The 6,595-nt window shown below is 70.8% G+C and carries 7 protein-coding genes; 2 read left to right on the top strand and 5 right to left on the bottom strand.

Annotated features, from left to right (window positions below):
* Positions 1–3: 3 nt before the first annotated feature.
* The 5 genes from AB0D08_RS06865 to AB0D08_RS06885 all read right to left on the bottom strand — a co-directional run bounded on the left by AB0D08_RS06865 (position 4) and on the right by AB0D08_RS06885 (position 4,242).
* Complete coding sequence (locus tag AB0D08_RS06865; protein ID WP_359886649.1) at positions 4–1,491, bottom strand: SCO6880 family protein; 1,488 nt, start codon at positions 1,489–1,491, stop codon at positions 4–6.
* Positions 1,492–1,537: 46 nt separating this feature from the next.
* On the bottom strand, positions 1,538–2,833 hold the full coding sequence (locus tag AB0D08_RS06870) for a hypothetical protein (RefSeq protein ID WP_359886652.1): 1,296 nt from the start codon (positions 2,831–2,833) through the stop codon (positions 1,538–1,540).
* Positions 2,833–3,126 (bottom strand): hypothetical protein, encoded by a 294-nt coding sequence (locus AB0D08_RS06875; protein WP_359886655.1) that lies wholly within the window; start codon positions 3,124–3,126, stop codon positions 2,833–2,835. The genes AB0D08_RS06870 and AB0D08_RS06875 overlap by 1 nt, the downstream gene beginning before the upstream one ends.
* Entirely contained in the window at positions 3,104–3,814 is a 711-nt protein-coding gene (locus tag AB0D08_RS06880; protein WP_359886658.1) for a hypothetical protein, read from the bottom strand. The genes AB0D08_RS06875 and AB0D08_RS06880 overlap by 23 nt, the downstream gene beginning before the upstream one ends.
* A 92-nt stretch (positions 3,815–3,906) precedes the next feature.
* Positions 3,907–4,242 carry a hypothetical protein gene (locus tag AB0D08_RS06885; protein ID WP_359886661.1) on the bottom strand — a complete coding sequence of 112 codons (336 nt, stop codon included), beginning with the start codon at positions 4,240–4,242 and terminating at the stop codon, positions 3,907–3,909.
* Positions 4,243–4,557: 315 nt separating this feature from the next.
* Between AB0D08_RS06885 and AB0D08_RS06890 the strand changes: the two genes are divergently transcribed.
* Together AB0D08_RS06890 and AB0D08_RS06895 are read left to right on the top strand one after the other, a co-directional pair.
* Positions 4,558–5,715, top strand: a complete 1,158-nt coding sequence (locus tag AB0D08_RS06890) for a hypothetical protein (RefSeq protein WP_359886664.1) — start codon at positions 4,558–4,560, stop codon at positions 5,713–5,715.
* Positions 5,712–6,431 carry a hypothetical protein gene (locus tag AB0D08_RS06895; RefSeq protein ID WP_359886667.1) on the top strand — a complete coding sequence of 240 codons (720 nt, stop codon included), beginning with the start codon at positions 5,712–5,714 and terminating at the stop codon, positions 6,429–6,431. The genes AB0D08_RS06890 and AB0D08_RS06895 overlap by 4 nt, the downstream gene beginning before the upstream one ends.
* The last annotated feature ends 164 nt before the right edge of the window (positions 6,432–6,595 follow it).

Here is a 6,595-nt window from a genome sequence, read left to right on the forward strand (position 1 = left end):
GGCTCAGCCCTTCAGCAGGCCGCCGGCCAGCGGCAGCGTGTTCGCGTGGGCCCGGAAGTGCTCGTGGTCGCACCACTCCAGGGCGAGGTTGGCGCGAGTCGCCTGGGCCCGCAGAAGATCCCGGTGCTGCCGCAGCTTCTCCGCGTCCGGGGCGGTGACCGTCACCCATCCAGCGAGCCGGATGCCCGCGGCACCGTTGGCGATGTCGTGCATCGTGGCCGTCGCTGTCCGCCGGTCCTTCGCCTCACGCGGGTCGTTGACCTTCCCGACCTTGCTGTCCGCCTGCCCGATCTCGTTCGTGACGTCCGCCATCGCCTCCCGCAGCGCCTCGTCGCTTGTGACCAGGTCCATCGTCACCGCGACCGTGAAGATGACGTCCTGGACGTACAGCAGCAGCGGCGCGAGGAAGTTCACCCCGACCGGCAGGACCGGAAGCTGCTTCCACCAGGCGGTGACGCTGTGCCAGGGCTCGGTCCCCTCCCAGCTGCGGGACAGCATCACCGCCGGGTCGCGGGCGTCGACCTCGGCCGGCCATGCCGTCGCCCGGTCCATCCCGCGGGTGTCGTTGATCCAGTGGCTCGGGTCGTAGCTGTGGTGCAGCCAGCTCGCCAGCGACGGCTCGTCCAGGTTGCGCACCCACCGCAGCTGCGCCAGCCCGAGGCGCCGGATGAACTCCTCGAGCTCCTTGCCGAGCACGATCCCGAACCCTTCGTGCAGGGTGCGGTACCGGCGGGCCTCCGCCACCAGGTCTGTGTCGTAGGGGATGCCCACCACGATCAGCAGCCGCCGGTCCTCGGCGGAGATCGCCACGGTGCGCAGCAACTGGTCGTAGGAGTCGTGCAGCCACTGCGGGGTGGCCGGGTCGCGGCGGGCCTCGGCGTCGCGGGCGTGGGCGTTCGGATCGGTCGGCACCACCCGGCTGACCCACTGCAGCCGGCGCACCCGACCGCCGGAGTCGGCGGTCGACTTCAGCAGGAACTCCCACGCGCCGACCAGCGCCTCCTTGTCCTCCGCGTCCAGGCCGCCGAAGTTCTTCTGCCCCTCGACCTCGATGGCCGCCGTGAACATCGCCTCGTCGGTCTGCAGCAGGATCGCCAGGTCTCCGTACGCGGTCCGCGCCCGGATCCACTCCACGTCCGGGATCCCCGGAGGCGGCGCCACCTTCCCCGGGGTGCCGTCCCCGCGCCGGCCGACCTTCGGAGCGATCGACCGGTAGAGCAGGCGCCCGTCGCGCAGCAGCCTGCGGTGCGTGCGGCGGATCTCCCACCACCGCAGGAACGTGCGGCCCTGCCAAGGTGCCAGCGTCGCCCACCCGCACGACCCCGCTGTCACCGCGAACCCGAGCAGCTTGAACGGGATCCCGGGAGCGATCCACAGCAACACAAGCCCAGCCATCACGCCCGCGGCGAGCACCCACTGCTCGTCCATCTCAAGGCGCCGACCCAGCAGACCGCGCGGCCTGGGGCGGGGGAAGAGAAACGTACGGGACATGAGGGCTCCTGACAGTGGGGGAGAGGTGTTCTGGGCCTGTCGCGCGTCACTCGTCGTCCGGTGGTTCCTCCACCGGGCTCCCGTCGGAGAAGACCTCGGCAGGCGCAAGGGCAGGCGCCGCAGCCGCGCCGGACGACCCGGACCCGGCAGGTGAGACCGAACCCGCGCCGTCGCCGGCCCCGCCACGGCCGGCCGAGCCCCCGTCCTGCGCCCCCGACATCCCGCGATCGGATCCGACACGGTCCTGCGTCGCCCCGCCCGCTCGCTCCTCGTCCGGCTCGTCCGAACCATGGTCCCGGCCGGGTGCGCCGCCCGCGCCGCCCGCACCGACTGTCCCGCCGCTCTGCCCACTGCCCTGCTCCGTGGCGGCCGTGGCACCGTCCACACCACGTGCCGCGGCCGCCTCGACCTCCTGCCAGCCGCGCTCCTGCGCAGCCTTGGCGAGCCCCACCCCCGGCGCGGCACCGCCGCCGGCCGCAGCGTCGATCTCGTCACCGTCGCCGCCCTCGTCGTCCCCCTCCGAGCCGCCACCGAGCTTCGACTTGATCTCGCCGAAGCTCGACTTGGCGGACTGGCCCACATTCGACAGACCACCCTGCATCTGCTTGCGCGAGCCGAAGACGTCCTGGACCTGGTCGCCAAGGATCGGAATGAACTTGGCGACCTGGAACGGGAGGTACAGAGCCAGGAAGAACAGCGCGAGCGCGGTCAGGATCGTCCCGAACGCCTGGGCGACGCTGGCACCCTCACTGCTGCGCCCGGCCAGCAGCGCGGAGGCGAGGGCCAGGGTCGTGAAGGTGACGTACTTCGAGGCGATGATTCCGACGATGATCCCGAACCAGCGCTTGGTGTGACCCCAGAGGTCCTTGTCGACCAGTCCGGAGAAGACGGTGGGGCCGAAGACCAGGCCGGTGTAGATGAGGGCGTTGCGGACGATGAGCTCGAGCCAGACGCCGAGCACGGCCATCAGCAGGAAGAATCCCACGGCGAGGACGATGATCGGCCCTCCGGGGATGACCAGCAGCAGACCGAGCATGGCTCCGACGACCGAGCCGATCTTCGGCAGGTCGTCGGCCACGGGTGCCAGCATCGCCTCCGAGATGCCGTCGAAGATCTGGGTGACGTAGGCGATGGCCAGCGGGGCGAAGGCGGACGTCATGACGGACAGCAGGAGGTATCCGATGGACTCGCCGAGCGCCTGGACGGGATCGACACCCTGGATGGCGCGCTTCACCACGGCCACCAGCCACAGCACGACCGTCAGCACGACCGAGGCGCCGAAGGCCATGGTGTAGGTCCGGATGAACCCGGCGTTGCTCCAGTCGATCTCGGTGATCCCCATCAGTGCGTGAGGTCCTCGGTGAGCGAGTTCATGGAGCTGACGACCGAGTTGGAGAGCGACCTCGCCACGTACCCGAGCGGGTCCTTGGCGAAGTCCACGAACTCGTTGGCGCCCTGGACCTTCTCGACGGCGCTGCACACCACGTCAGCGAACGGGACCTTGCAGAGTGCGTCCGAGACCGAGTCGGCCCGGGCGGGCGGGGGCGTGATGACGGCGATCGTCGCGATCCAGGTGAGGCCCAGGGCGAGTGCGCCGCGGCGCAGGGGCGTGTCAGCCGACGTAAGGAGGCGCATCGAAGTCCTTGTCCATCGAGGAGAAGACGTCCGTGGATGTGGGCTGCTGGCCCGTCGACTGCAGCGGGGTCGGGCCGGGGGTGACCGTGATGGACGATGCCTTCCAGTCGCCGTCGCGCCACACGAGGACGAGCGTGTAGGTGGTCCAGGAGGCGGAGACCGGAACCGGCGCGTTGGACGTCGGCAGGCCGACGACACCGCTCATCCACACGCTCACCGTGGCGACCTCCGGCGAGTAGCTCACGACCTTGGAGCCGAGCGGGGACGCGCGCGCGATGAGCTTGTCGGCGGTGTCGGCGGTCAGCCCCAGGGCTGAGGAGAACCGCGTCGCCGCTGCATTGTCGTCCTTGATCTGGCCGGCTGCAGCATCCGCCTCCATGATCGTCTTGAGGATGCGCTCACGGGCCCCGGCGTCGGTGAGGTAGCGCGCGCTCGAGCGGGCGATCTCGAAGTTCACCGCCGCAGCGACCGCGCCCTCACGGGTCCTGCTGTACCCGACGGGGACGCCCTCGACCAGCCTCGAACCGGCCTGGCCCGCAGCGGAGGCACCGGAGAGACTCGACCCGCCCGCGGCCTTGCCGGCCTGCTCCGAAGGCGCAGGACTGGCCGCCGCCCCGCCGGATCCGTCCGAGCCGCGGCCGATCAGCACGGCGCCGAGAATCAGCGCCAGGAGGATCGCACCGACCACGAGGACCGGCCCGCGCAACGGACTCGGCGGCTTCCGGGCCGGCTCGTCGGGACGAAGGACGCGCGTGCCGCTGCCACGGCCCGGGCGGGGCATCAAATGCCCATGCCGTAGACAATGGTGAACAGCGTTCCGATGGACGCCACGATGAACGCCGCGACGAGGCTTCCCGCGAGTTCCTTCTGACCCTGTTTGACCTGCACCGTGTCGTGCTGGGAGTTCCCGACCTTCAGGTGGATCACGCCGATGAGCGCCTTCCCCAGCAGAATGAGGATCACCGCCGCCATGATGGCCTGGATGACCGTGCGGGCCGTCGCGCCGACCGTCGCGAACGGCCCCCAGTCCGGGGCGAGGCCAGTCACCAGGCCGTCCACCGTCCCGCCCGGCTTCGGCGACGGGTCAGCCGCGAGGATGATGTCCTGCAGTCCCATGTGCCCACCCTGATTCTCGGTCCCGCACGGTGCGGAAGGTGAAATCCGCCTTGTCACAAGGCGACTGCCGACATGGCGGAGCGCGCAGATCCGGCGCCCACAGAACCCCCCTGCCGGCCCTTGTGAATGCCGGCTGGCGCAACGGCGCACCCGGCCCCGCCATTAGACGCGCCCCGGCCCCGCCACGGCAGCGAGAGCCCGCCACGGCTGCAGGAGAGTCCGCCGAGCGGGAACTATGCGGTGGACATCCCGGTCTCCGGGAAGCTCTCCGACCCGTCCTGAGGCCGACCCGGACCTGCGGGTCACAGTGAGGCGGTGAAGAAGAGCGCCTCACTGCTCGCCGCCGTGCTGGCTGTTGCGGTGATGGGCATGTCGATCATCCTCCTGGGCGGCAGCGGGGCAGCAGCAGACGCCAACGCCGCCACCTGCACCACTTCCCTCGCTCCCGTCGGAAGCGGCACGCAGGGCGCGGGGACGGCAACTGCCGCGGTCGGGTGGGAGCCTCCGCTTGCCCAGGACGGCCCCGCAGTCGTCGTCCCGATCAGCCCGCAGGGCCCCCAGCAGACCCCCCACTGGAGCGAACAGCAGATCCGCAACGCCTCCACGATCACCAACGTTGCCCGCACCCGCGGGCTCAGCCCCAGGGCGGCCGTCATCGCCGTCGCGACCGCGATGCAGGAATCGACGCTCGAGAACCTCGACCACGGCGACCGGGACAGCGTCGGGCTGTTCCAGCAGCGGCCGAGCCAGGGCTGGGGATCCGTCACCCAGATCACCGACCCTGTCTACGCCGCCAACAAGTTCTACGACGGCCTCGTCAAGATCAAGGACTGGCAGACCCGACCGCTGACCCAGGCCGCCCAGGCCGTCCAGCGCTCAGGATTCCCCGACGCCTACGCCAAGTGGGAACAGAGCGCCGGCGGCCTTGTCAGCACCACCTGGGGAACCGCCGCCGTCACCTCGGTCTTCGCCGGCTGCGACCCCACCCCCGCCGGAGCAACAGGCACGGCAACGGACCCGGCCGCACAGTTCACCACCAAGAACCCGCGAACCGCCGACCAGGCGATCGCGGCCGCACGAGCAGGCTCCGCCAGCGGCCGCTCTGACTTCCACCACCGCTGCGACAACTTCGTCGCCCAGGCCTACGGCTGGGGATCCTCCGGATCCGAGACGGCCAACATCCACTGGCAGCGCCTCGTCTCCAGCGGCGACGCCCACCCCGGAGACAACTCGCCACCCCCCGGCGCCCTCCTGTTCTACGACAGCGGAAGCGAGGCCGGCCACGTCCTCCTCTACCTCGGAGGCGACATGGTGGCCAGCACCGACATCAACGGCTACGGAACCATCGGCATCAGGCCCAGGTCCGACGTCACCGACGGGACCTGGCACATGCGCTACCGCGGCTGGGCCGCGCCCGCCTTCCCGAGCGCCGGGGGAACAAGCTCCCTGCCCGTACCCCAAGGAGCGACGTGACCGACACCCAGGTACACATCAGCCCGGACGGCGCCGCACGCATCGACGACGAGCCCATCGACGTGCCACCCGGCGTCGAACCCGCACGCGCCGTCCTCCAACAGCTCGCCCTCGACGCCGCAGGCGCGGGAGCGCCGATCGCAGCCGCCATTCACGACACCAGAACCGAGCAGCGCCTCAGACTGCAGATCAACCCGGACGGGAGCACCCTCCCACTGGCCCCGGGGGAGCCGCTCACCCCACCCACCGCAGCGACACCGGCCCCCGCCGGCGAAAGCAGCGCCTCGCCCGAGCACGACCAGGCCCTGCAAGCGGTCTACGAGGCCGGCCGTGCCCACGACTTCACACGAGCCGCCGACCAGGCGGACCTCCTGCTGGCCGGCCTGACAGCCACCCACGGCGAGCGCCATCCCGCCACGCTCACCGCCGCCGGCGTCCGCGCCGACCTCGCCTGGATGTCGGGCGACTACTGCTACGCCGCCGAGCTGTGGACCTACATCGCCCACGGCTGGGCGCACGCCACCGGACCCGCGAGCCGGCCCGCACGCGCCAGCGCCCACCAGGCCGCCGCCTCCTGGAAGGACGTCCCCGACAGCGACGCACTGGCCAGCGGACGTCCTCTCCTGGCGATGCTGACCGTCATCGCTCCGACACCCGAGACCAACGCCACCGTCCTCGCCGTGCGTCGGCGGATAAGTCGCCTCGCATCCGCATGATTCGCGCTACCGTGACCTCTGCACCGAAAGGGGGACCACACCGTGGCCGGGTTGGCGTTTCTCGCACTCAGAGGACGTTAAGTCCGTTTCTGGTAGCGGCCGCGTCCGGGTTGGTCGAGGAGTCCCTGACGAACGAGTCGTCCCAGGCGGGAGCGGGTGACGTT

Origin of the sequence: Kitasatospora sp. NPDC048540, from assembly GCF_040651175.1 — a bacterium.
GTDB lineage: Bacteria > Actinomycetota > Actinomycetes > Streptomycetales > Streptomycetaceae > Kitasatospora.

Excerpts from the sequence above, each read along its gene's own strand:
- AB0D08_RS06870 (WP_359886652.1), bottom strand. The coding sequence starts at position 2,833 with ATGGGGATCACCGAGATCGACTGGAGCAACGCCGGGTTCATCCGGACC.
- AB0D08_RS06865 (WP_359886649.1), bottom strand. The coding sequence starts at position 1,491 with ATGTCCCGTACGTTTCTCTTCCCCCGCCCCAGGCCGCGCGGTCTGCTG.
- AB0D08_RS06885 (WP_359886661.1), bottom strand. The coding sequence starts at position 4,242 with ATGGGACTGCAGGACATCATCCTCGCGGCTGACCCGTCGCCGAAGCCG.
- AB0D08_RS06875 (WP_359886655.1), bottom strand. The coding sequence starts at position 3,126 with ATGCGCCTCCTTACGTCGGCTGACACGCCCCTGCGCCGCGGCGCACTC.